Genomic DNA, 25197 nt, shown 5'->3' on the forward strand with positions numbered 1-25197 from the left:
CGTACAGAAGGGGAATCCATGGCGCGTACACGTATCGCTGCGCTCCGTCTCGACGGCGAGCATGCTGAGCAGAAGCGAGAAGAGATCCGCAGGATCTTTCACGAGACCTTTTCGCTGTATGAACAGCTTTTCGATCACCTGGCAGAACCGGCGGCGTGGTATGAAAAGGCCATTCCCCTGCGTCATCCTCTGATCTTTTATTTCGGTCATAGCGCCACCTTCTATGTAAACAAACTCCAGGTAGCCGGACTGATCGGACAGCACCTCGATCCACGTTTAGAGTCCGTTTTTGCGGTCGGCGTCGATGAAATGTCCTGGGACGACCTGGACGAAACCCACTACGACTGGCCCTCCGTCGACGACGTCCGTCAGTACCGGCAGCGGGTGCGGGAACTGGTGGACGGTCTGATCCGCGAGATGCCCCTGTCCCTGCCCATCACCTGGGATTCACCGTGGTGGGTGATCCTCATGGGAATTGAGCATGAAAACATCCATCTGGAGACCAGTTCGGTGCTCATGCGGCAATTGCCTCTGTCCCGCGTCCGGCCTGTGGAAGCCTTCCATTCCTGGACCCCCGCAGGAGCCGCGCCGGATAATATCCTGCAGGCCGTGGCCGGCGGCACCGTTCGTCTGGGCAAAGAACGCGCCGATCCTCGTTATGGCTGGGATAATGAATATGGCCTTCATCAAGCGGCGTTGCAGCCCTTTCATGCCTCCCGTTTTTTGGTGAGCAATCAGGAGTTCCTGGCCTTCGTGGAGCAGGATGGCTACAGCGAGAGTCGCTGGTGGACCGCGGAGGGAGATCGCTGGCGCCGCTTCAGCCAGGCCCGGCACCCGACTTTCTGGGTCCCGGATCAGGGCACCTGGCGGCTGCGCCTGATCGCGGAGGAGCGACCCCTACCGTGGAGCTGGCCGGTGGAGGTGAATGCGCTGGAGGCCGATGCCTTCTGCCGCTGGAAATCGGCCCGGACCGGTCAGAACCTGCGCCTGCCCAGCGAGGATGAATGGCGGCGTTTGCGTGATTTCTGCGTGTTGGCGGACAGTGATGCCTGGGACGACGCGGTGCCTGGCAATATCGGACTCGCCGCAGGCTGCTCGCCCTGCCCCGTGGATCAATTCAAACAGGGGGATTTCTACGATGTGGTCGGCAACGTCTGGCAATGGACCGCGACACCCATCTATCCCTTTCCCGGTTTCGAGGTGCATCCACTTTATGATGACTTCACAGTGCCCACCTTCGACCAGCAGCACAATCTCATCAAGGGCGGCTCATTCATCAGTCTCGGCAACGAAACGCAGCAGGAAGCCCGCTATGCCTTCCGCCGCCATTTCTTCCAGCACGCGGGATTCCGTTATGTGGCCTCGCCCAATGCGCTGCCTGAGATACCGGTCTATGAGAGTGACGCCCTAGTCTCCCAGTATGCGGAATTTCATTATGGGCGCGAATACTATGGGGTGGCCAATTTTGCGGCGAAGGTCGTAGGGATCGCGGTGGAGGCTATGGCCGGCAGGCCTTTGCGTCGCGCTCTGGACATCGGTTGTGCCGTAGGCCGTGGTAGTTTTGAACTGGCAAAGCACTGCCCCGAGGTCACCGGCCTCGACTTCTCGGCACGCTTCATCAGCGTAGGCGTGCAACTGCGCGAGCGCGGGCACTTCTCCTACACGCTGACCGAAGAGGGTGAACTGCAAAGCTATCAAACGGCGGACCTCGCCACCCTGGGCCTGACCGGGACGGCGGACCGGGTCCACTTCTTCCAGGCCGACGCCTGCAATCTGAAGCCTTTGTATCGGGATTATGATCTGGTGGTGGCAGCCAACCTCATTGACCGCCTGCACCATCCCCGCAAATTTCTGGAGGACATTGCCGACCGCATCCTTCCCGGCGGTTTATTGGTCATCACTTCACCCTATACCTGGCTGGAAGAACATACCGCGCGGACGGAATGGCTCGGCGGTTTCAAACGGGATGGGGAGAATCTGAGCACCTTCGACGCCCTGCGTGAAATTTTGTCCGGAGCATTCCGTCTGCGCGATGACAGCCCGCAGGATTTGTCCTTTGTCATCCGCGAAACGGCGCGCAAATATCAGCATAGTATCGCGCAGGTGACCATCTGGGAGCGCTTGTGAGCGCGGCACAGAACAGCGTCGACTTCGACCGGGTCATGCCACGACGCGGAACCGGATGCCTCAAATGGGATGGTGCGGCAGAACGTTTTGGCGCTGAAGTGCTGCCCATGTGGGTGGCAGATATGGATTTCGCCGCACCCGACACGGTCATGGCCGATTTGCAGGAACGCCTGAATCACCCCGTTTTCGGTTATCCGGGCAACGAAGGAACCATGTTGCAGGCCGCCGCCGACTGGCTGGCCAGACGCCATAACTGGCGGCCGGAAAGCGACGCGCTCGCCTGTATCAGCGGTGTCGTTCCTGCTCTTTACGCAGCCGTGCGCGCCTTCACCAGACCGGGCGAGGCAATCATCGTCATGCCTCCCATTTATCCGCCGTTCATGACCGCAGTGGAGGACAACGGGCGGGAATTGCTGCTGGCCCCGCTGATCGCGGATGACACCGGCCATTACCGCATGAATTGGGATGTCCTGGAAATCGCCGTCCAGCGGGCGAAACTGCTTTTCCTCTGCTCGCCCCACAATCCGGTGGGGCGGGTCTGGACACCGGAAGAGCTGCAACGACTGGGTACTCTCTGCGCTGAAGCGGGCTGCGTGATCGTCAGCGATGAAATTCATGCCGACCTCAGCCAGCATCCGCACCGCCCCCTCCCCAGCCGCTTCCCGCGCGCGATCCTCCTGACCTCTGCCGGCAAAAGCTTCAATCTGGCGGGACTGGGTGGCGGAGTCAGCGTCATCCCCGATACTGGGCTGCGTCGCGCCTTTCTGAATGAAGTCCAGCGCAGCCAGATTCAGCACACCAACCTCTTCGCCCTGACCGCCATGACCAGCGCCTGGCGACACGGTGCGGAGTGGCAGGCCGCATTGCGCCAGTATCTGAGCAATAATGCCCGCCTCATCGCCGATTTTCTGGCCGAAAAATTACCCGAAGTCGGCTACCGGCAACCGGAGTTCGGCTATCTGGCCTGGCTGGATGTGCACCCTTACGGCGACGACGCCGTGCTGGCGCGGCGCCTGTTGCAAGCAGGTCTCGGCCTCAATCCCGGCCCCAGTTTCGGGCCGGGCGGCGAAGGTTTTGTGCGACTGAATTTCGCTGCACCGCGGAGCGTGCTGGAGGAAGGCCTGGACCGCCTGCGGCGGGCGCTGCACCGGTAGTCCGGGAGAGCCTCTTCGCGGGCAATACCATGCGAACAATGGTATCCGAACGCCCCGCCCTGCCCTACAATACCTGCCACAGAATGGAGGAGACCAGGGGAAAGTGGCTGAGGTACAGGTAAGTCTGCGGCAAAAGACAGTAGCCTCGCTGGCAGCGGGCATTCTGCGCGGGGCGGGTTACCTGCCGCGGCGTTGGCGTGCGGCTCTCGGTGCGATGCTCGGTGATCTGGTGCGGCTCAGTATGACACGGGCGCGCAGGGTGGTGGACGCCAACCTCGCCATTGCTTTCCCCATGATGGGTTTGGCCCAGCGGCATGCCCTGCGGCGCGCGCATTTCCGGGCACTGGGCCAGGCGGCCCTGGAGTTGGGACCACTGTGGTACTGGCCCTTGCCCCGCGCCCTCGGACTGATCCGCGAAGTGCGTGGGGACGATCTGGTGGACGCCGCTTTAGCCAAAGGACGTGGGGTTATTCTCTTCACCGCGCACCTCGGGGCCTGGGAAGCCGCGGTGCTCTACATCGGGCAACGCTGGCCGGTAACCGTACTCTACATGGAAACCCGCAATCCGGCCGTCAACGCACGCATTGTGGCTGGCCGCGGGCGCAGCGGTGCGCAACTGGTCCCCAAGGAGGGGGGTATCCGCCCCCTGCTCCACGCACTGCAGCAAGGAAAAGTAATCGGCATTCTTCCGGATCAGAACGTCGATCCGCGCGAAGGGGATTATGCCCCGTTCTTTGGCCGTCCTGCCTGCACGACACCTTTGCTGGGCCGGCTGGCGGCGCGGCGCGGAAGCCCGGTGTTCGGACTCTTTGCCTATCGGCTACCGGACGGTGAGGGTTTTCGCATCGAGATTGTGCCTATGCCTGAATCTTTCCCGAGCGGCGATGCGGAGACGGATGCCACGGCGATGAATGTCGCACTGGAGACCGCCATCCGCAAAGCCCCTGAACAATACTGGTGGGTTCATCGTCGTTTCAAGGATCAGCCGGAAGGCTGGGACTACCCCTATTAAAATGCCTACGGAACAATACGATCTAGCAAGGCAAAAGTACGCCCCAGCGCGCCACGCTGCTGCTGCAGAAACGCCAAGGCCCGGTCGCCCATCTCTGTCGCTGGCTCCCGGGTAGTCAACCACGCCCCCAACTGCGCTACCAGGGCCTCGACATCCAGAATCTGAACCGCAGCGTTGGCCGCCAGCAAATCCTGGGTGATGCCCTTAAAATTATCCATATACGGGCCGAAGGTAACCGGGCGGGCCAGTGCTGCAGCCTCCAAGGGATTATGCCCCCCCGCCGGCACAAAACTGCCACCGATGGTCACCACATCTGCCGCCGCGTAGAAGTCCATCACCTCACCCAGTGTATCTATCAGAAAAACCGCGCGCGCGCCCACGTCCTCAGCACGCGAGCGCAAGGCAAAGGACACCCCCTTTGCCTGCATCCGTGCCATCACCTCCAGTCGCCGCGAGGGATGACGGGGAATCAGCACCAGCAGCAGATCCGGCCATTGACGCTGCAAGTCTTCCAGCGCCGCCAGCGCCAACTGCTCCTCACCGGCATGCGTAGAAGCGAATACCCAGACCGGCCGCCCAGCGAAACGCTGCTGCCACTGGCGCCCATGCTCCCGCGCGGCGACGGGTTCCGGCAGGTCATATTTGATATTACCGGTCACCACCACATGCTTTGCCCCCAGGCGGCGAAAAGCCGCCGCATCCTCCGAACTCTGGGCCGCAATGGCGTTCATACTGGCCAATGCGGGGGCAAAGAGCGTCCGGAAACGGGCGTAACCCCGAAGCGAGCGCTGCGAGAGCCGGGCATTGACCAGCATCAGGGGCACGCCCTCGCGGCTGGCCGCATGACAGAGATTGGGCCAGATCTCCGTTTCCATGATGATTCCCAGACGCGGTCGCTGGCGGCGCAAAAAGCGCGTGACCGCCCCGGACAGGTCATAGGGCAGGTAATACTGCAGCACTTCCGTACCCAAACGCTGACTGACTACAGCAGCTCCCGTCGGCGTTGTGCTGGTCATCAGAATGGGCACCTCCGGATAACGTGCCTGCAAAGCCCGCACCAGGGGAATCGCCGCAATGGTCTCCCCCACACTCACCGCATGAATCCAGATGGGCCGATCCGAACGGCGCGGCCCCCAACCGAAACGCTCCCACCAGCGCTCCCGGTAGGCAGGTCGTCGCCAGGCCCGCCAGAGGGTAAAGCCCAGAACGACAGGGCTGAGCAGCCAAAGCAGAAAGGCGTAGAGGCGGCGACTCATCATTCGCGGTGCAAAATACGGTCGGTCAGCCAATCCAGACGATACCAGGGCCGGAAGTTTTTCAGGACGCGCTCGCGATCATACCCGTCCTTGATCCAGTCACGCAGGGTCAGGCCGGGCTGGCAGGCGGCAGCATCGTGGTAACTGATGAAAAACCAGTCGAGAATGCCGGTATTGGCATGCCGGATATGACCGAAGGGCCACAAACGCAGTTGCCGCTGCGCTTCGCTGAGGGGTGTCCCCAGCACCAGATGGAGATACAGCACGCTGATGAAACCAGCCCGATCCGCCCCGGATTTGCAGTGCAGCAAAAAAGGTTTGGGTAATTGATCCAACACCTCGATGCCCGCCAGCAATTTCTCGCGTTCCGGCAGATCCCGGGAGCCGAAGCCGTGCAGGGTCAGGTGCGTCATGCCCAGGGCGTCACAAGTCTCCTGCTCCAGACGGTAATGGGGTTCGTGGGGTGCCGGAGCGCGCAGGTTCAACACCGTGCAGAAACCATGCTTTTGCTGCCAGTGCCGCAATTGAAGGGGCGAGGGTTGGGCCGAACGAAACGCTCCCGGCGCAATCTCGTGAAAGTTCGCATAAAACAGTTCGCGGAAAATACCGTGATCCGTCCAGAACTGGTGGCGCCGGTAGCGGCGGCGCTCATCCGGCAGGAGCACCAGGGGGTGTTTCATGATCGGTGCTCCAGCAAAGGGGATAAGGCCGTCCAGACCTGCTCCGGGCGTAAGGCCTGCTGGCAGAGTATCAGGCCATTTTTCGCTTCCGGCAACGGGCATCGGGATTTACCACAAGGCGAGCAAGGCTCACGGCTTTGCAAGCTGACCTGGCGACTATCCATCACGGAAAAACGCCCACTAGCCGTCGGGCCGTACATAGTAACCCCCGCCAGCCCCAAGGCACCGGCCAGATAAGAGAGTCCCGTATCCATACCGACATAGGCGTCTGCCCGGACGATGAGGGCCGCGATTTCCAGCAACGTAGCGGCGGGCAGGGTGACCACATTATCCGCTTGCTCCGCGATGCGCCGGGCTCGCACCGCCTCGCGCGCATTGCCTGCGGGCAACAACAAACGCAGTCCCTCCTGTCGTAGCCGGGCGGCCAGCGCCCGCCAGTGGTCTTCCTGCCATTCCTTGTTCTCTCGCGAGGTCCCGTGAAAGCCCAGCACGAAGGGCCGCTGCACCAGTTCTCCCCAAGGTTGCACCAGCGTGTCTTTACGCAGGCGCGCGGCGGCCACCTGCAAACCATAATCTGGCGGCGTTTCCGGCAGGGGGTAGTCTAAAGCCTGCGCGAATAGTTGGCGATTCCGGCTGATGGCGGACTGCCCCCAGGACACGGGAAAGCGGCGATGGTAAATTCGGCTGGCACCCGGTTCGCGAGCGCTGGCGGCATCCAGGCCCCACAGGGGTGCACCGCCCAGACGGCCCAGCAATGCACTTTTATAAAGCCCCTGGGCATCGAGAATATGATCGTAATGCTCCACCCGTAAAGCCCGGCGTAAATCCCGTAACACGGCCGCCAGCCCACGCCACTGTTTTTTATAGTTGCGCAGAGAGAAGGGAATCACCCGCGCGACCCCTGGATGCAGCAGTGCGATGGGCGCGAATGCAGGCTCAATCAACCAATGTAAGAGCAGATCCGGTCGGGTCCGCTGCAAATCCGTCAGCGCCGGCAGGGTATGCAGCACGTCGCCCATGGAACTCAGGCGCACCATCAAAATCTTCATTGCTGATTATGGTCTCTGAGTTCCAGCGCCATGGCATATTTCATGAACGCTCCCAGCGCCGTCGTCCAGGCAATGGCGGCGCCCTCCACACCATCCAGAAATCCCAAGCGCCAGAAATAGCCGCGCCAAAAAGCCGCCAGTGCATGGGTCATGGGCATGTAACCGCGCAGTACTTTGCCGCGCTGGTGGACCTGCTGCGCGTTGAGGGTGGCGTAAAGGCGCATTTTATTAAGTAACTCACCATAATTAGCGTAGGAGTAATGGTGCAATGCACAACCTGGGATTGGCTTGACAGTTCCATGAGTCTCCCACGCCTCATGTACCAGATTCTCCCCATAAGCACCACATCGGCGGTCAAACAAACGCAATACCCGGTCATGCGACCAATCGCCATAACAAATTTCTTTACCGTGGAAAAAGCTTCTACGCTCAAGAAGATAACCAGCCACACCCGCAGGTTCCCCGATCAAGAAAGTATTTCGGATAATTTTCGCTGCCGTCTCGGTTAGTATTTCGTCGGCATCCATCATGAGAACCCACGGATTTTCCGCCGCCGCCACGGCAAACTGTCGCTGCGCAGCAAAGCCGGGCCAGGAGCGTTCGATGATACGAGCACCCGCGCTTCGCGCTACCATTAACGTATTATCCTGAGAACCGCTATCTACCACCAGCAACTCGTCGGCGATATGGGCCACGCTTGCTAGTGACCGATCGAAGTGCTGCCCGGCATTTTTGGTAATATAAACCACCGACAGACAGGCACCCATTATGGGGCGCTCAGATCTGCAGGCTCAATCACAGACCTTTGGTGTAAGGGTAAGCCAGCCATCAGAGCGATAGTAATGGCATCAGCGTATCCCCAACTCAAACCATCGAAAAGCCCACCAATGAGATAAATGGAGAAGTAAGTAAGTGCGAACCAGTTCTGCGGAAGATCTCGCGACCTCCACATTTCACGCCCCAGAGACCAGAGAAACCAGAGGAAAAGCCCAAGACCGACAATCCCCAAAGATGCCGCTTCACTGATATAACTGTTAGCCGCGGTATTCATGATAAAATCGGGGGTCGCAGGAATCTGATGCGCCGCCTGCATTTTCAGTATGACGGGATAAAAATCACCTGTCCCCACTCCAAAAAATGGATGGGCAAAGAACATCATCACACCGCCGATCATTGCCAGGAGACGAATACCCCAACTTGAATAAATAGCTGCCTGATTCAAATTAAAACTCAACAATTCATGAAATCCAACCATGAAGTGGGCACGAATAGAGGGTATCGCAAACAATCCCGCGACGGCCACCGTAAAAACCATCGACACCCAATAACGCCAGCGTCCGGGATAGAGTATCCAAATCGTTGCCGGCAGTAAAATAACCAGCAGCAACTGACCGGAGCGTGCCGGGGTTATGGCTATTTGCATCAACAACAGAACACCTATAGGCAAATTAGCCCAGCGGGGGAAGTTCCACTGCTGCTTGAAATCCCAGACCAGCCACAAAAGTGCGTGGGCAATTACCAGAGAAAGGAAGATATGATCACAAAATCCAGTATAAGCAATATTGTCGACATTCTTCCAAGGAAGAATCTTCCAAGTCATCATGACTGCCAGAAACTCATTTATTAATAAACCGGAAAGAAATAGCCTGATCAATAATTTTATCCAGCGCTGTTTCCAGGGCAGGGTAGCGCCGATAAACGCAAATATACCGTAGCTCGTTGCCTCCGCGATTTTCATCCCAAAGAACATATTGGAAGTCCAGAACAAGCCCAGTAAAGTCCAGCCAATCAGCAAGGCGAGGGGCAGCGCCCAAGGCCGCGCGCCAATACACCGCCATTCCCGCCAATGGCCGCTTATGGCATAAATCAACAGCATAAGCCCTAATGAGATACCAGCACCTGCCGTGCTCAGGGGAAAACAGAATAATGGCAAGGCATACGCTGTAAACATTAGTCCATCCGGGACTCGCCACTTCATGACATAAAAACCTTATTTTTATCAAGCAATCGTAAAATGCTGGACACCATCGCATCACTATCGCCGCTACCATTCCCGGTCACGACGACGGATACTTCACGGTGGTAATGTTCCGGACTTGGAAAATTAAACAGCGCCAGCGTGGGTAGACCCATGGCGACGGCCATGTGGTACGGCCCGGAGTCGCTGGACACGAAGATATCACAAATCGCAAGGGCTCCCGTCAGGCCGCTGGGTGTGGTCTGGCCAGCAATATCCAGGATATGCCCGACATCACCCCAGCGAGCAGCATATTGCCCCAGAAAATCCTGATTGATGCTGCGTTCGTTTGGGGCGCCGGTCAGCAAAAGAATATGGGGAGAAGCGGCCGCAACCTGCCCCATCACTTCCACCAGAAATCCGACGGAGGGGCGTTTTTTTTCCGCATCTGGCGTACCACAACCAATGTTCACTCCGATAACAGGCCAGCCCACAGGCAACCGTGTCGGCAACACCTCACGGAACGCACGCCCCGCCTCCGTCTCCTGCAACACGATCCGCTGGCCATCCCGCTCCAGCTTCAAAGCCGCTAACGCCGCGAAATCCCGCTCCGTATAGTCCATGGGCCAGGACAATTCATGCCGCCGGGCGTACTCCTGTAAACCCGGCCCCGCATAATCATAAAGCCACCCCCGTCCCGGCACCTGATTCACCCCGACCGCAGGTGCCGCACAGAAACGCCGCATCCAGAGGGCGGCGATACTGGTTTCGACACCAAAGGGCTCGTGATCAATGATCAGGTCCGGTTGTACTTCCTGCGCGATACGCCGCAACTCGGGTAATAAACGTCGCCATATACGCGGACCAACGCCCCGCATACCGGCAAAGCGCCCCTCTTGCATGGGCAAAAAATGGGCGCTGGCCAGCAGATGATGGTCCCGAATCAGCGCCTCGCTCGGATAACCCGGCCAGCGGGTCAGAAACACCAGATGCAGCTCCGCATCCGGCCAGCGCTTTTTGAGCACCGCCCATGCCGCCGAGCTACGCAGGATGTCGCCGATACCTGCACTGTGCGACTTGATCAGAAGTATGCGGTGGGGTTCTACGGGTAAAGGACGTGGCATCAGGGCTGCGTTCAATCGGTCTGAAGGGCCGAAGGCAGATCGACGCCGGCATAGATGTCCTCTACTGAAAGTGCCAGGTCGACACATCGGAGGCGCAAACGGTCGCTTTCAGGGTCATTCAGCAACTCGTACCACCAACCTTCAGGATGCCGGCGGAATGCCTCGACGACGGCTTTTTCGCTATCCACCAAAACATATTCCTGCAGGCTAGGAAGCGTCTGATAAGCTTGTAGCTTTTCACGACGGTCCACATTCGCCGTGCCGACTGACAATACTTCGACGATAAGGCAGGGATCTTCCAGATAGAGGGTATCTCCGGACAACGGCACTCCACAACGCAACACGACATCGGGGTAATAAAAGGCATCTACAGCTTCTACCCGCACTTTCATATCGCTGTTCAGAACCTGGCAGTGACTACCACGGGTTTTTTGCCAGAGCAGTCCATACAGGTTGCCCGCAATCTGGTTATGACGCAGCTTGGCCCCGGCCATGGCATAGACCTGCCCGGCCACATACTCGTGGCGAATATCGGCGCGTTCCTCACCTTCCAGATACTCTTTGACAGACAAAGGCCGTAACATGGCTACCTGCATGACCTTTCCCCCTGCCTCAGCGAATAAACGGCCTCTATCATAAGACGTGGAAGCATCTGTGTCATCGCGCCAGGCTGACCAGAAAATTGCGGGCGATGACGTCCGCATCAAAGCGCCGGGCGTAATCCGGACCTGCCGCCGCCAAACGCGCACGCAAGGGGACATCCGCCACCAGTCGCAGAATAGCGTCCCGCCACTCCACCGCGGCCCCGGCCATCAATAGCAGGCCACTCCGATCCGGCGCAAAGCTCTCGGGAATACCCCCCATGGCCGCGCCCAGCACCGGTGTCGCGCAGGACTGCGCCTCCAGACAGACACGGCCAAAGGTATCCGGCTCGATGGAAGGCAAGGCAAGGGTATCCATGACACTGTAGCAAGGAGCCACCGGGTTCTGCCAACCCAGTAGGTGGTGCCAGGGTTTATCGCGCAGGCGCGCGCGCAGATCCGCCTCGTGAGCGCCACCGCCCAGCCACAGGCCATGCACCCGAGGGTCCACCGCCTGTGCAGCGTCGATGGCGTCGGCGAGCATAAATACCCCTTTACCGCGGTGCCAGGCGCCGACAAAACCAACAACAAAATCGTTCTCTGTCAGACCCAAGGTTCGGCGCTGTTCCCGCCGTGCCTCAAGATCGCGCTGAAAATCGCTCAGATGTAATGGATTCGCCAACACTTCCACCCGCTTTGCAGGCAGCCCCTGCAGAATCAGACGATCCCGCAGGTAATTGGAGATAGCGAACAGACGCAGGGGCCAGCGCGACAACAACCAGCGGGTGCTGGGCCGCAATTGCAAATCCATGTGCCGGAACAAAGCCAACGGCCGTCCCGCACTGCGGCTGACCAGGGCCAGTGGCCAGTATTCCTTGCTGAAGCTGCCGATAACCCAGTCCGGCTGCACCATCCGGATGGCCCGGTGCAAGGCACGGATGCCACCGGGATCGGCGCTGTTGCGGAAGACCCCGAAATGCCGGGTCACCGGCGCAGTCTCCAGCACCTGCGCGATCCGTCCTTGCGGATGCACCAGACAATGCACCTCCGCCCCCTGCTCGGCCAAGGCGCGACTCAGGGTGATCATGTGCGTCTCCGTGCCGCCACCGCCGGGGTTGGTGCCCACCCAGAGCAGACGCGGAGTGGCGATCAATGGCGCTCCTCATGCCTGGTCAGCAGTTGCAGGGGGAAAACATGGGGCGCATGATGCCCGCCGACCATCACCCGCGGTAAATCCATAAGGTCAGCACCCGGCAAGACACGGCCCCGCCGCACCGTCACCGCGGCAACAAAGCCAGCGCGCCGGGCCGCTTCCCGTTCGCGCAGCCCCGCCGCACCATAGGGATAACAGAACTGAGTCACCGGCACCGCCAAAAGTCCTTCCAACTCGCGCTTGGATCCTGCCACTTCGTCGTCCAACTCGGACTCACTCAGCTCCGGCAAACGGGGATGATGACGACTGTGCGCCCCGATCTCCATTCCAGCCTCCCGCCAGCGATGTAGCTCAGGCACGTTCATCAGTGGCTTATGTGTGCCTAACTGCTGCGCATCCCAGTGATTGTCGGTACCGATGGCGGCACTCACCACGTAGCAGGTCGCCGTAAAACCATGGCGCTGCAACACCGGCAAGGCGTGTTCGAGATTATCCCGATAGCCGTCATCCAGAGTAATCACCACCACCTTGCCTTCCCGCTCTCCGCGCAGATAAGGCATGGCTGCAGACATGGACAGCCCCTGATAACCCAACCAGTGCAGCAGCGCCATCTGCCGCGCAAAACGCCGGGGCGAGATATAAAGTCCGCGCAACTCCACGCCTTGCGGCGCCACCGCAATATTGTGATACATCAGAATGGGGACAGGTTTCACGCTGGTGGATCAAGATGTATCGTGTAGCGCACCACATAAGTCTTTTTATCCTGAGACTCATGATAAATGCGCGATAACATCTCCCCAACAATGCCGGTATTGAGAAATTGCAGCCCAGCGAGGAAAAACAGTACACCGGCAATCAGCATGGGGCGTCCGGAAATCGCCGCGCCATAGCCAAATTTATCCACCAAAAGATACAACAGCATGATCGAACCGATGCTTGATAACGCCAGCCCGATTACCCCGAAAAAATGCATGGGCCGCTGACTGTAACCAAGAAAGAACTTCACAAAAAGCAGGTCAACCAGCACCCGGAGGGTACGAGTGATGCCGTACTTGCTCTGTCCGGCCCGGCGCGGGTGGTGGCGCACCGGCACCTCGACAATGCGATCCGTGTAGGTCAACGTAGAAAGCCAGGCCGGGACAAAACGATGCATCTCGCCATAGAGACGCACCCCTTTGATCACGGAAGCCCGATAGGCCTTCAGGGTGCACCCGTAATCGTGCAGATAAATACCGGTGAGGTGGCAGATCAAACGATTGGCCAAACGCGACGGGATCCTACGCAAGAGCAAGTCATCCTGGCGGTCCTTCCGCCAACCCGCCACCACATCCAGGTTTTTCTCCAGCAGGCGCCGGGCCAAAGGCAGAATGTCTTCGGGATCATTCTGCAGATCCGCATCCAGGGTCACAATCACTTCGCCCCGAGCGGCATCAATTCCCGCCTGCATGGCCGCTGTCTGGCCGAAATTGCGCTGCAGGTGGATGATCTTGAATCGCGCGCCCCGCGCCTCCGCTTCGCGGTCCAGGGCGGCGGCGCTCCCGTCCCGGCTACCATCGTCGACAATGATCACCTCGACATCGGCGTCCCCCAAGGCATGGCTCAGGGCCGTACAAAGCGGCAAGATATTGTCGATCTCGTCGTAAAGCGGAATAACGACAGAAATAAAGGCCATTCACCCATTCCAGTGCTGGAGATAAGCGCGGGTGGCAGCGGCAGGGTCTTGCGCTTCGAGAATACCGGAGAGTACCGCCACACCGCACGCGCCAGCGGCCAGAGCCTCGGGCACCCGTGCTGCCGTCATCCCACCGAGCGCAATAAGGGGCAGAGATGATTCAGCGGCCATCGCCGCGAAAGCCTGAGACCCCAGCGCCGCCGCACCCGGATGGCTCGGGGTGGGGAAAAGCGGCGAGAGAAAGGCGTAGCGCGCCCCGAGACGCGCCGCCCGCTGCAAGCCTACGGCATCATGACAAGACACCCCGAAAGCCGCGTCAGACCGTACGCCTGCATCGAGCTGGATTTGCGTCAGATGGCGTCCGCTCCGCGGCCAGTCGGGCAAGGGATCGGAATGGTTGAGGTAGACCTGCGCACCCTGCGCCAGCGCCTCGGCGCACAGTGCCGACAGTACGGCGGCGGTTGGGGCATCCGGCACCGTTTTGCAGCGCAGCACTAACCAGCGCAATCCAGCGCCAAGCGCGGCTTCCAGAGACTTTCGGAAATCAAGTAGCGGCAATCTGTCGGGATCGGCAATCAGACAGAGGGGCGGCTGGGGCAAAGCCTCCGCTAATACCGCCGCCGTTATACGCAAATTCGCGGGGAGACATTCCAGCGCCGGGATTTCCCAAGGATAGAGCCAACGTACTTCCTGCCCTTCCCGTCCATGGGCAGTGCCCGTCCAGTGCCGCACCCGGTAAAAATGCAGGCGCACCGTACGCTCCGGATAGGTATAATCAAGCACCCGGAACGGCTCTGGTGCCGTAACGGTGATCCCCAACTCTTCCCAAAGCTCCCGGACCAGAGCCTGTTCCGGCGTTTCGCCGGGATCCACCTTGCCGCCGGGAAACTCCCAGAAGCCTGGCCAGGGCTTACCCTCGGGGCGCAGCGAAATCAGCAGGCGCCCCGAGGCATCTTCAATAATTCCAGTGGCGACAGGAACAGTGGGCATCAGCTACGGTAATCGGCGTTAATACGGACATAGTCATAGGACAAGTCACAAGTCCAGATTTGCGCCTCGGCGGCACCTCTGCCCAGATCAACCCGCACCGGGATTTCCTCCTGGGCCATCACGGCCTGTCCAGCCGCCTCATCATAATCACGGTCGCGGGCACCGTCGCGGACGATGCGCGTATCGCCCAGCCAGACCTGCACCCCATCCACTTCCAGGTCGTCCACGCCGGCGGAACCGATGGCCGCCAGCAAGCGCCCCCAATTCGGGTCGGAGGCAAAGAAAGCCGTTTTGATCAACGGACTATGAGCCATTCGGTAAGCCACCTGCAGACACTCGGCTGCATCGCGCCCACCCAGGACATGGATCGGAATAAATTTGGTCGCCCCCTCGCCGTCGCGCACAACAGCCTGCGCCAACCACTGCGCCACCGCCGTGATGGCATCTCTCAGTCTGCCGTAGCGGGGATCCGTTGCTAAAGAGATGGGCGGCAGCGCCGCCTGCCCGGTTGCCATCAGGATGCAGGCATCGTTGGTGGAGGTATCGCCATCCACTGTAATGCGGTTGAAGGATCGCTCCATGGCTTCTTGCAGGCATTGTTGCAAGCCTGCTCCGTGCAACGGGGCATCGGTGGCGATATAGGCCAGCATCGTGGCCATATCCGGACGAATCATCCCTGAGCCCTTGGCCATACCCGTCACCGTGACGGTCACGCCATCCATTTCCAACTGTCGGGAGCAGGCCTTGGCAATGGTATCCGTGGTCATGATGGCGGCTGCGGCCACCTCCCAGTGATCCTCGGCGAGCGTCTCGATACAGCTTGGCAGCACCCCGGCAATTTTCTCCGCAAGCGCTACCGGTTCGCCAATGACGCCCGTGGAAAACGGCAAGACGGCCTCCTGCGCGCAACCCAACTGCCCGGCCACCACCTGACAACTAGCCTCTGCTGCCTGCAGCCCAGCGGCGCCCGTACCCGCATTGGCATTGCCCGTATTAATCACCAGCGCCCGCACGCCGGAGCCGTCCGCCAGGTGACGCTGTGCCACCAACACTGGCGCCGCGCAGAAACGATTACGGGTAAAAACACCCGCCACCTGAGATCCTTCCGCCAAATGGATCAAGGTCAGGTCGGTACGATTCGCATAACGAATGCCTGCCGCTGCCACGCCAAGGCGAACCCCCGCAATGGGCAGGATATTCCGGGGAGGGTGGAGACCAACGGCCATACGCTTTCCTTATTGCAACCGCCCATGACAATGCTTGTATTTTTTACCGGAACCGCAGGGGCAGGGCTGATTCCGCCCCACTTTATCCTCATTGGCTACCGGACTATGACCAGTTTCCTGTTCACCAACGACCCCGAGCCCCGCCGCAGTAAGACCTGCATTCTCTATGGCGGGCATTACTGCCGCCGCCGAAAAATCCGGATGAGAGAATTGCAAATGCTGGGGCTGAGCGGCTCGGGCGATGGCATCCCAATCTACCGACTCTGCGGGCGCGGGGCTCACATGTAAGCGCGACAACGTACTGATTACCTCTTCGCGCAATCGCCCCAGCATGACGTTGAACATGGCCAGGGATTCTTTTTTATACTCCTGCTTGGGATTTTTCTGGGCATATCCACGCAGATGAATACCTTCACGGAGATGATCCATGCTCGCCAGATGGTCCTTCCACTGACTGTCCAGAACTTGCAGGATGATGGATTTCTCGAAGTGGCGCATCATTTCACTGCCCAGGAGCTCTTCCTTGGCCGCATAAGCGGACAACACCATCGCCATGATTCGCTCCCGCAAAACGGGGTAGGCGAGGCCTTTATCCTGCTCCAGCCATTGTCCGACCGGAACCCGCAGACTAAAAACCCGCTCCAGTGCGGCTTCCAGGCCGGGCAGATCCCAGCGCTCCTCCATAACGCCTTCGGGCGCGGTGTCGGCCAACACTGCGTCGAGGACGTCGTCACGCAGCGCCCTGATTTCCGAACTGACGTCATCCGCATCCATGAAGGCATTGCGTTGCTGATAAATAATTTTGCGCTGTTCATTGGCCACGTCATCATATTCCAGCAATTGCTTGCGGATATCGAAGTTGCGACTTTCCACCTTGCGCTGGGCGTTCTCGATGGATTTGGTCACCCAGGGATGTTCAATCGCCTCACCTTCTTTCATGCCCAGCTTCTGCATCAGGCCACCCAGACGGTCGCTGCCGAAAATACGCATCAACGGATCATCCAGGGAAAGGTAAAAACGAGTGGTACCGGGGTCGCCCTGTCGACCGGAGCGCCCTCGCAACTGGTTGTCTACCCGCCGCGACTCATGCCGTTCGGTACCAATAATATGTAATCCACCCGCCGCTATCGCCGCATCATGCAGCCCCTGCCAACTGCTATTGAGGGATTCGACCTGTTGGCTTTTTTCCTCTTCTCCCAGATCCGGATTAGCCAGCACCATATCCACCTGATGTCCGACATTGCCGCCCAACACAATATCGGTACCACGCCCCGCCATATTGGTTGCGATGGTCACCATTCCAGGTTTACCGGCCTGGGCAATAATCTCGGCCTCGCGCTGATGCTGTTTGGCGTTCAGTACTTCATGGGGAATCCGTGCTTGTTTGAGCTGGTGAGACAAGAATTCGTTATGCTCGATAGAGGTGGTACCCACCAGTACCGGCTGGCCACGCTGCTGACAGTCGCGGATATCCTCAACAATGGCCGCCCACTTTTCCCCGCTGGTGCGATAGATAAGATCGGCAAAGTCCATCCGCTTCACCGGCTTATGAGTCGGTATCATTACCACTTCCAGCCCGTAAATCTGGTTCAGCTCAAAGGCCTCGGTGTCCGCGGTACCAGTCATGCCCGAAAGCTTTTCATACATACGGAAATAATTCTGGAAGGTGATGGAGGCCAGCGTCTGGTTTTCATTCTGAACGGCCACCCCTTCCTTGGCCTCCACCGCCTGATGCAGACCATCGGACCAACGGCGCCCGGACATCATGCGTCCGGTGAACTCGTCAACGATGCAAACCTCTCCGTCGCGGACGATATAATCCGTCTCCCGCCGGTAGATCACATGCGCACGCAGCGCCTGGTTGAGATGATGAACCAGGGTGACATTGGCCAGATCATAGAGATTACCATCGTCAAGCAGGCCACTTTCCGCCATCAGGCATTCCGCCTTTTCGATGCCCTCTTCCGTGAGCATCACCTGCCGGGCCTTTTCATCGACCGTATAGTCCTCATCGACGACAAAATTTCCGACGAGTTTGTCCACCCGGTAGTAAAGGTCGGTATTCTCTTCGGTAGGACCGCTGATAATCAACGGAGTACGCGCCTCGTCAATGAGGATGGAATCCACTTCGTCGATGATGGCGTAGTGGAGACCGCGCTGCACCCGCTCAGCCGGAGAAAACGCCATGTTATCGCGCAGATAATCGAAACCGAACTCGTTGTTGGTGCCGTAGGTGATGTCGGCCGCATAAGCGGCGCGGCGCTCATCGCTGGACATCTCCGAGATGATGGTACCCACGCTCAGGCCCAGAAAACCGTGAATCTTACCAACCCACTGGGCATCGCGGCTGGCCAGATAATCATTGACCGTAACCACATGCACGCCCTTACCCTGCAGGGCGTTGAGGTAGGCGGGCAAGGTCGCGACGAGGGTCTTGCCCTCACCGGTGCGCATTTCCGCGATTTTACCTTCATGGAGCATATAGCCACCGATGAGCTGTACGTCGTACTGGCGCATGCCCATCACCCGCTGAGTCACCTCACGCACCACCGCAAATGCCTCAGGCAGCACCGCGTCAAGCGATTCGCCCTGGGCTATCCGCTCTTTAAAGAGTGCGGTTTGCCCGGCGAGGGTAACATCGTCCATGGATTTGTAACGATCCTCCAGGAGGTTAATCTGCGCCACAATAATACGGGCCTTCTTGATCAGGCGGTCATTGCGACTGCCAACGACATGGCGGATGATGGTTCCAAACATGAGCACGCAAGCCTAGGTAAAAAATATCGAGCAGGGTAGCATGAAAGCCTATGGATGATAAACGGCGACGCATCTGGCGCCCCATGACGCAAAACCCTTCCGGGCCGATCGGCGAAATCTGCCGTCGCGGAGCGCTGCTGCGTGAGCGTCAAATTGACTGGAACGCGTTACTCGCACTGGAGGCGCAGGACCATACCTGGCTGGTTGATTGGTCTGGGGGGGTGTTGAGTGTACTCTGTCAGAGCCCGGTATGGATTTCATGGTTACGAAGAAATGAAAAAAACATACTGAAACAATGGAATAATCGCTTCCCGAAAACTCCGGCGCGGCAAATCACCGCCTCGGTGCGGCCTTGGTCATACCGGCTGCCGCAACCCACCAAAATCCCGAAAGCGCCTTATATTTCAGCAGGGGCGGCCGAAGCGCTGCGGGCAGAAGCCGATCGTCTGCCACAAGCCATAGCCGTCGCGCTTAAGCGCCTGGCGGCCACCCTGGACAACCTTCAGGCGGAGGCTGTCGTCAGCGCGTCAGCGAAGGAAAATGGCGCGCGCCTCTCGGAATAATCCACAAACTCCCAAGCATCCTGACGGACAAGCAGCGCCCGCAACAAATTGTTATTGAGGGCGTGCCCCGCCTTGTGACCAGAAAAATGGCCTACTAACGGGTGGCCAAGCAGATAGAGATCACCAATGGAGTCAAGTACCTTGTGGCGCACGAACTCGTTGGTGTACCGCAGACCTTCTTCATTGAGTACACGGTAATCATCGACCACAATGGCGTTATCGAGATTGCCACCCAAGGCGAGCCCCATGCTCCGCAAGGTCTCGACTTCACGCATAAAGCCGAAGGTGCGTGCCCGCGCCACTTCTTTGAGATACGAAGTCCGCGCGAAATCCACCGTCACTTCCTGACCACCATTTTTCATCACGGGATGGTCGAAATCGATGGTAAAACTCACCTTAAAACCTTCAAAGGGCTCCAGTTGCACCCATCGATCACCGTCTTCTGCCTTGAGGGGCTTGGTGATGCGGATAAAACGCTTTGGTGAGTTTTGCTCTTCGATCCCGGCGCACTGAATGAGGAATACAAAGGGTGCGGCACTGCCATCCATAATCGGCACTTCCGGTCCGTCGAGATCTACATAGGCATTATCAATACCCAGACCCGCCAGGGCCGACATCAGGTGCTCAATAGTACCAACCCGCATCTGGCCATCGCCGATATTGGTAGACAGTCGGGTATCCACCACATGCAGAGAGTCCGCCTTAATCCAGGCGCCACCCTCGATATCGCTGCGGTGGAAGACGATTCCGGTGTTTATCGGCGCTGGGCGCAGGCCGATATAGACCTTCTTGCCACTGTGCAAGCCGATACCGGTACCCCAGATCATATTTTTGAGCGTACGCTGACGGATCATAATTTTATTCCCTTCCGCGATCTTAGGGATCGCCCTCCCGCTAAATACCGTGTGGCCTACTTTACAACTTTTGTTGTCTCCATACAACTAACCAGGCGGTCAGGAAGTGTACAGTGACCAGCCACCCCTGACAATATTCCATTGACATCGCATTAAATCTACGCTGACCGACTTTTTTAGCGGGCGAGCATGGCACATCACCCCAAGGCGTACCCAGTTATGTATAATCCAAGGCATCCAGGTGACCGCACCACCGCGGTCGCACCAAAACGCGCTTCTCCAATACAAGGATCTATAATCATGGCGACCCCCAGCAGCAAAAAAACTCTGATGACCCTTTACTCCGGCAACGATTGTGTTTTTGCACACCGCGTCCGCTTCGTTCTGGAGGAAAAAGCCATGGAGTACCAAACCATCGACGTCGATCTCGCTAACAAGCCAGAAGATCTCGCGGAGCTCAATCCCTACAATCAGGTGCCCACCCTGGTGGATCGTGACTTGGCCATCCACGAATCTGTCCTTATTATGGAATATCTGGATGAGCGCTTTCCGCACCCTCCGTTGATTCCTGTGGACCCCATCTCCCGCGCCAAGGTGCGCCTGGGTCTCTTGCGTTTCGACCGCGACTGGTTCGCTCCACTCTTTCAGCCGGGCTACAGTGCCGAGCAGGTCAAAACGGCTAAAGAGCAGATCCGCAGCACCCTTGCCGGACTAAGTAGCATCTTCAGCCAGCAGCGTTACCTCTTCGGCGATGAACTTTCGGTGCTCGACTGCGCCATCGCCCCGCTGCTGTGGCGCCTCCCGGTTCTGGAAATCAGCCTACCTGCGGCAGCCCGCGCAACGCAAGGGTACATGGATCGCGTCTTCAATCTGGAGAGCTTCAAACGCTGCCTGACCCCTGCCGAGAAGGCCATGCGCTGACATGGGTGTGGAACTTGCCCGCCTCCAAAGTCTGCCGGAAGGACTCTTTGCACGCTGCAAGCGCGACCCGGGTGGCGTCATTGCCTTGCAACGGCAAGGCAATGTTTTTCAGCCGATAACGGCGGCGGTCTTTGCCGAGCGCGTCCGCTTACGGGCCCGCGGACTCCTGCGCCTAGGGGTACGCAGCGGAGAACGAGTAGTTCTGATGGCCCCCAACTCTCTGGACTGGGCGATCATGGATTTTGCCATCCTCAGCATTGGCGCCATTACCGTTCCTCTCTATCCGACATTCAGCCCGCGCGAGATTCATTATGTACTGGGCGATAGCGGCGCCGGACTGATACTGCTGGAAAGTGCCCGCGAGTGGCGGCACATACAAAGCTGGGGGGTACCCAGCGATCGTATCCTGCTGCGCGATGCAAACGCTGCGCAAGAAGTCGGCCTGGGGCACTGGGGAGCGCTGGAAGGGGAGGACGCCTCCTTGCGCGATGTTGAATTGGAAGAACATCTCACGGCACTGCAACGTCAACAAACGGCCACCATCGTCTACACCTCCGGGACGACGGGTTGGCCCAAGGGCGTCATGCTCAGTCACGGCAACATCCTGAGCAATATCGAAGGGTTCGTACCGTTGGTGCCATTACATGCCGGACAACGCCTGCTCTCCATTCTGCCCCTCTCCCACATTTTCGAACGGGGCACGGGGCATTTCGGCACCTATCTGCTGGGGCTGGACGTCGCCTACGCGGAACGCCCGGACACGGTACTCCGCGACATGGAAGCCGCACATCCGGACATCGTGGTCGCCGTGCCGCGGGTCTTTCAACTGCTCTATAGCCGGGTGCGACGGAACATTGAAGATCGACCGGGTCTGCTCGGCCGTTTTCTGCGCCGGGGAGCGGGGCTTGATCCGCAGGGACGTCCGGCGGCACGCTGGCAACGTTCTCTTACCCGCCGCCTGCTGATCCGCAATCTCCGCAAGAAACTGGGTGGGCGCTTGCGTTTCTTTGTCTCTGGAGGCGCCCCCCTGGATGCTGAAATTTCCAAGTTTTTTATTGAGTTGGGATTACCTATTGTCGAAGGTTATGGCATGACCGAAGCAAGCCCGGTAATCGCCGCCAATCCTTTGGAGGCCATTCGTCCGGGAACCGTGGGACAGTTTCTGCCCAATCTGGAAGGACGCATAGCTGCTGATGGCGAAATTTTGGTACGCGGCCCGTCCATCATGCAGGGCTACTGGAACAACGAGAGCGCCACGCGCGAGGCCTTGGTGAACGGTTGGTTACACACCGGCGACGTGGGCAACCTGGACTCGGATGGTTACCTGCATATCAGCGACCGCAAGAAAGATCTGATCGTTAATTCCGCCGGCGAAAACATCCCGCCGCAGAAAATTGAGATGCGGCTGATGGCGCAAGCGCTGATCGACCAAGCCGTCGTCTTCGGCGATCGCATGCCGTATCTCGTGGCCCTCATCTTTCCCAATCGGGAGCTCCTCAAGGAGCGTGCCGCTGCCCACGCCGACGATGCCACCACACACAAGATTATCCATGCAGTCATTTCGACCGCTCTTGCTGACCTGCCCTCCCATGAACAGGTACGGCGTTTCGCCTTGCTACCAGAGGCACTGAGTGAAGCCAACGGCGAACTAACCCCTACCCTAAAGGTGAAACGGCGTGTCGTCGCCGAACACTACGCCGAGCTGCTGGCGCGTATGGGCAAAGGCTGACCTCCCCTCATGCTGCTTACGCCGCCCGCTGCGCTGACTCCCATTCTAACGGCATTGCAGCGGGCGGGAGCGCGCGTCCTGGTGGTGGGAGGTACACCGCGCGACGCGCTGCTCGGTGTGGTCGCCCATGACTGGGATCTGGAAATATATGGATTAGGCGAGACCCGCTTGGCCGAATGCCTGGAACCCTTCGGCGCGCATCGGGTAGGTGGCCGCTGTGCGGTCTGGGTAACGGCTGGCGCGGAGATTTCCCTGCCCCAGGCGAGCGGCGGACAAATCAGCCCGCACCTGCCCTGGGCCATCGCCGCCCAGCGGCGGGATTTTTCGGTCAACGCCCTGGCCTGGGACTGGCAGGCTCAGCGCCTCCTGGACCATGTTGGAGGGGTAGCGGATCTCCACGCCCGGCGGCTCCGCGTAGTAGCGGCCGACACTTTTGGGGAAGACCCTCTGCGCGTTTTCCGCGCGGCCCGATTGGCAGGCCAATTGGGTTTTTCTATTGAAGCCCGGAGCGCCACACTCTGCCGCCAATTGGCGCCTCGCCTGCAAGAAATCCCCCAAGAACGCATACGCAAAGAATGGGAGGCACTGCTCCTGCGCGGCCAGTATCTGGTCCGGGCCTGGGATAGTCTCGTCCTGACCGGCGCCATTACCCGATTTCCCGAACTCCGTGCCCTGCAAGCTGTACCCCAGCGCCCCGATGCCCACCCGGAAGGTGATGCCTGGATACACACCGGGCGGGTGCTTGCCGCTGCTGGCCAACTGCGCTGCGGCGACAAAAAGCGCGACATCGTCCTCATGTTGGGCGCCTTGCTGCACGACCTCGGCAAGGTCAGCACCACCCGGCGCGATCCTCAAGGTTGCTGGCGCGCTTGCGGACATGAACAGGCACGTGTCGCCGCCGAGACTTTCCTAAGCTACTATTTTCCCGGCAAGCATCTCAGCCACCAGGTGCTGCCAATCCTGCGCTGGCATGCCGCGCCCTATGCCCTGCACCGCGATGGCGCAGGGCGCGCCGCCTATGCCCGTCTTGCCCTACAGGTCCCTGACCGCCCCCTACTGCTGGATGTCGCCCTGGCGGATGCGCGTGGCGCAGGCACAGAGTATCCCCCGGCCATAGATGCCACCCGCAAGATTTGGCAAGAAATGAATCTTTGGAGTGGTCTCCCGGACCCGCTACTAAAGGGGTCTGACCTGATGGCCCAGGGATTCACCCCCGGGCCGCAACTGGGCAAAGCGCTGGCCCTTGCCCACGAACTACAGGTGAGCGGTGGTTACCACGATCGCGAATCTCTGACGGTGGCGCTGCACCGGCGCTTGTCCGAACTCAGTCTCCGAGACGACCGCGTTTATTCACTGCCGTCACGTTCCCCCACTGACTGATATCTTGTACCTGGACCCCTACCCACCAGTACGGAGCGACGCTATCGCGGCCACAACCACCCACCAGGCCCTGCCCCGCTGCCAGATACACATGCTCTAAATACTGTCGGGCATCCTCACGACTCCGGAAAACAAACCAGGCCACCACTCGCTCCATCGGTGTAACCGAAGGTACTTCCCGCGCCTCATCGAGAAAACCGTCATTGATCATGGCATTTCACCCCCCTCCATAGTCACCGCAGCGGGCCGCGACAGGATCCTGGTGCGACGTGAAGACGCATCACAGTATAGTGCGCAAAATCCGGACGCGCGTTTTTCTTCTGACAGAAGACCATAAAACGCGTATGCTTCGCGACGGAGTGGGCCAGGCGACCGCCGCGGAGCAATCCGGGGAGGAAAGTCCGGGCTCCATAGGGCAAGGCGCCGGTTAACGGCCGGGAGGCGTGAGCCTACGGAAAGTGCCACAGAAAATATACCGCCAAGCGCGTAAGCGCCGGTAAGGGTGAAAAGGTGCGGTAAGAGCGCACCGCATTTCCGGTAACGGAAATGGCAGGGAAAACCCCGCCTGGAGCAAGACCAAATAGGCGTGCGATACCGTGGCCCGCGGTGCACGCGGGTAGGTTGCTGGAGCCTGTGCGCAAGTGCAGGCCTAGAGGAATGGTCGTCCACGACAGAACCCGGCTTATCGGCCCACTCCAATTTTACCACCAGCACCCGTTTGTCCCGGCAAACGGCCCGGAAATATCAACAGCACGCATATAAAAATCAACCTCCTAGAAAAACAAGACGCGCCCTACCTCCGTATTCCACGGCTGAAGAAAGAGCATTATCAAGTGCATTTTGCATCATGTAATCCGACGATTGCAGAAACCCTTTCAAGTAGTTTGTTTACTCTTTATAAACACCCTCTAACATGCCGTAATTATTCGTTTTTTCTCCTTGACAGCAGACACCCTTCCCTCTAATCTTCGAGATGTGGGGCAAAGTGGGGCAAAGTGGAAGTTTTTGGAGG

At 59.1% G+C, this 25197-nt stretch carries 22 protein-coding genes and 1 other RNA gene; 8 read left to right on the forward strand and 15 right to left on the reverse strand.

Translation table 11 applies throughout. From position 1 onward, the window contains the following. Positions 1-18: 18 nt before the first annotated feature. From ovoA to PJU76_RS11550, 3 genes are all read left to right on the forward strand, one after another. The gene (gene ovoA, locus PJU76_RS11540; protein WP_271779633.1) at positions 19-2127 is read left to right on the forward strand and encodes a 5-histidylcysteine sulfoxide synthase; all 2109 of its coding nucleotides are present in this window, start codon (positions 19-21) and stop codon (positions 2125-2127) included. Then, the gene (locus PJU76_RS11545; protein WP_271779634.1) at positions 2124-3281 is read left to right on the forward strand and encodes a PatB family C-S lyase; all 1158 of its coding nucleotides are present in this window, start codon (positions 2124-2126) and stop codon (positions 3279-3281) included. The genes ovoA and PJU76_RS11545 overlap by 4 nt, the downstream gene beginning before the upstream one ends. Before the next feature lie 103 nt (positions 3282-3384). Then, positions 3385-4293, forward strand: coding sequence for a lysophospholipid acyltransferase family protein (locus PJU76_RS11550; RefSeq protein ID WP_271779635.1), 909 nt, complete (start codon positions 3385-3387; stop codon positions 4291-4293). 5 nt (positions 4294-4298) lie between these two features. Here PJU76_RS11550 and waaA read toward each other — a convergent pair whose 3' ends face one another. The 13 genes from waaA to secA form a co-directional block, all read right to left on the reverse strand. Further along, positions 4299-5552, reverse strand: a complete 1254-nt coding sequence (gene waaA / locus PJU76_RS11555; RefSeq protein ID WP_271779636.1) for a lipid IV(A) 3-deoxy-D-manno-octulosonic acid transferase — start codon at positions 5550-5552, stop codon at positions 4299-4301. Continuing rightward, positions 5549-6229, reverse strand: coding sequence for a tyrosine-protein phosphatase (locus PJU76_RS11560; RefSeq protein WP_271779637.1), 681 nt, complete (start codon positions 6227-6229; stop codon positions 5549-5551). The genes waaA and PJU76_RS11560 overlap by 4 nt, the downstream gene beginning before the upstream one ends. Next, complete coding sequence (waaC, locus tag PJU76_RS11565) at positions 6226-7278, reverse strand: lipopolysaccharide heptosyltransferase I (protein WP_271779638.1); 1053 nt, start codon at positions 7276-7278, stop codon at positions 6226-6228. The genes PJU76_RS11560 and waaC overlap by 4 nt, the downstream gene beginning before the upstream one ends. Then, on the reverse strand, positions 7275-8045 hold the full coding sequence (locus PJU76_RS11570) for a glycosyltransferase family 2 protein (RefSeq protein ID WP_271779639.1): 771 nt from the start codon (positions 8043-8045) through the stop codon (positions 7275-7277). The genes waaC and PJU76_RS11570 overlap by 4 nt, the downstream gene beginning before the upstream one ends. Next, a complete protein-coding gene (locus PJU76_RS11575; protein ID WP_271779640.1) occupies positions 8045-9229 on the reverse strand; it encodes an O-antigen ligase family protein in 1185 nt (394 codons plus the stop codon). The genes PJU76_RS11570 and PJU76_RS11575 overlap by 1 nt, the downstream gene beginning before the upstream one ends. 23 nt (positions 9230-9252) lie before the next feature. Continuing rightward, positions 9253-10359: a glycosyltransferase family 9 protein gene (locus PJU76_RS11580; RefSeq protein ID WP_271779641.1), complete on the reverse strand. Its 1107-nt coding sequence runs from the start codon at positions 10357-10359 to the stop codon at positions 9253-9255. An 11-nt stretch (positions 10360-10370) separates the two neighbouring features. Beyond that, the gene (locus PJU76_RS11585) at positions 10371-10955 is read right to left on the reverse strand and encodes a Uma2 family endonuclease (RefSeq protein WP_271779642.1); all 585 of its coding nucleotides are present in this window, start codon (positions 10953-10955) and stop codon (positions 10371-10373) included. A 61-nt stretch (positions 10956-11016) separates the two neighbouring features. Continuing rightward, complete coding sequence (locus tag PJU76_RS11590) at positions 11017-12093, reverse strand: glycosyltransferase family 4 protein (protein WP_271779643.1); 1077 nt, start codon at positions 12091-12093, stop codon at positions 11017-11019. Beyond that, positions 12090-12806, reverse strand: coding sequence for a polysaccharide deacetylase family protein (locus tag PJU76_RS11595; RefSeq protein ID WP_271779644.1), 717 nt, complete (start codon positions 12804-12806; stop codon positions 12090-12092). The genes PJU76_RS11590 and PJU76_RS11595 overlap by 4 nt, the downstream gene beginning before the upstream one ends. Beyond that, on the reverse strand, positions 12803-13765 hold the full coding sequence (locus tag PJU76_RS11600) for a glycosyltransferase family 2 protein (RefSeq protein ID WP_271779645.1): 963 nt from the start codon (positions 13763-13765) through the stop codon (positions 12803-12805). The genes PJU76_RS11595 and PJU76_RS11600 overlap by 4 nt, the downstream gene beginning before the upstream one ends. Continuing rightward, complete coding sequence (locus PJU76_RS11605) at positions 13766-14755, reverse strand: Nudix family hydrolase (protein ID WP_271779646.1); 990 nt, start codon at positions 14753-14755, stop codon at positions 13766-13768. Next, a complete protein-coding gene (gene argJ / locus PJU76_RS11610) occupies positions 14755-15981 on the reverse strand; it encodes a bifunctional glutamate N-acetyltransferase/amino-acid acetyltransferase ArgJ (RefSeq protein ID WP_271779647.1) in 1227 nt (408 codons plus the stop codon). The genes PJU76_RS11605 and argJ overlap by 1 nt, the downstream gene beginning before the upstream one ends. Before the next feature lie 9 nt (positions 15982-15990). Next, the gene (secA, locus tag PJU76_RS11615) at positions 15991-18738 is read right to left on the reverse strand and encodes a preprotein translocase subunit SecA (RefSeq protein WP_271779648.1); all 2748 of its coding nucleotides are present in this window, start codon (positions 18736-18738) and stop codon (positions 15991-15993) included. Positions 18739-18788: 50 nt separating this feature from the next. On the opposite strand from secA, the gene PJU76_RS11620 reads away from it, so the two are divergent. Beyond that, positions 18789-19301 (forward strand): DciA family protein, encoded by a 513-nt coding sequence (locus PJU76_RS11620; RefSeq protein WP_271779649.1) that lies wholly within the window; start codon positions 18789-18791, stop codon positions 19299-19301. Here PJU76_RS11620 and lpxC read toward each other — a convergent pair. Further along, complete coding sequence (lpxC, locus tag PJU76_RS11625; RefSeq protein ID WP_271779650.1) at positions 19241-20155, reverse strand: UDP-3-O-acyl-N-acetylglucosamine deacetylase; 915 nt, start codon at positions 20153-20155, stop codon at positions 19241-19243. The genes PJU76_RS11620 and lpxC overlap by 61 nt on opposite strands. Before the next feature lie 300 nt (positions 20156-20455). Here lpxC and PJU76_RS11630 point away from each other — a divergent pair, with 300 nt between their 5' ends. From PJU76_RS11630 to PJU76_RS11640, 3 genes are read left to right on the forward strand one after another with little or no spacing between them, the layout of a single operon-like run. Continuing rightward, entirely contained in the window at positions 20456-21076 is a 621-nt protein-coding gene (locus PJU76_RS11630) for a glutathione S-transferase N-terminal domain-containing protein (protein ID WP_064218197.1), read from the forward strand. A gap of 1 nt (position 21077) precedes the next feature. Then, positions 21078-22805: an AMP-dependent synthetase/ligase gene (locus tag PJU76_RS11635; RefSeq protein ID WP_271779651.1), complete on the forward strand. Its 1728-nt coding sequence runs from the start codon at positions 21078-21080 to the stop codon at positions 22803-22805. A gap of 9 nt (positions 22806-22814) precedes the next feature. Further along, a complete protein-coding gene (locus tag PJU76_RS11640; protein WP_271779652.1) occupies positions 22815-24185 on the forward strand; it encodes a tRNA nucleotidyltransferase/poly(A) polymerase family protein in 1371 nt (456 codons plus the stop codon). On the opposite strand, the gene PJU76_RS11645 is transcribed toward PJU76_RS11640, so the two are convergent. After that, a complete protein-coding gene (locus tag PJU76_RS11645; protein ID WP_271779653.1) occupies positions 24130-24396 on the reverse strand; it encodes a hypothetical protein in 267 nt (88 codons plus the stop codon). The two genes, PJU76_RS11640 and PJU76_RS11645, sit on opposite strands and share 56 nt — an antisense overlap. Before the next feature lie 145 nt (positions 24397-24541). Between PJU76_RS11645 and rnpB the strand changes: the two genes are divergently transcribed. Continuing rightward, positions 24542-24886, forward strand: an RNA gene (gene rnpB / locus PJU76_RS11650) — RNase P RNA component class A. The last annotated feature ends 311 nt before the right edge of the window (positions 24887-25197 follow it).

It is taken from the genome of Acidithiobacillus ferriphilus, from assembly GCF_028215975.1.
Lineage (GTDB): Bacteria > Pseudomonadota > Gammaproteobacteria > Acidithiobacillales > Acidithiobacillaceae > Acidithiobacillus > Acidithiobacillus ferriphilus.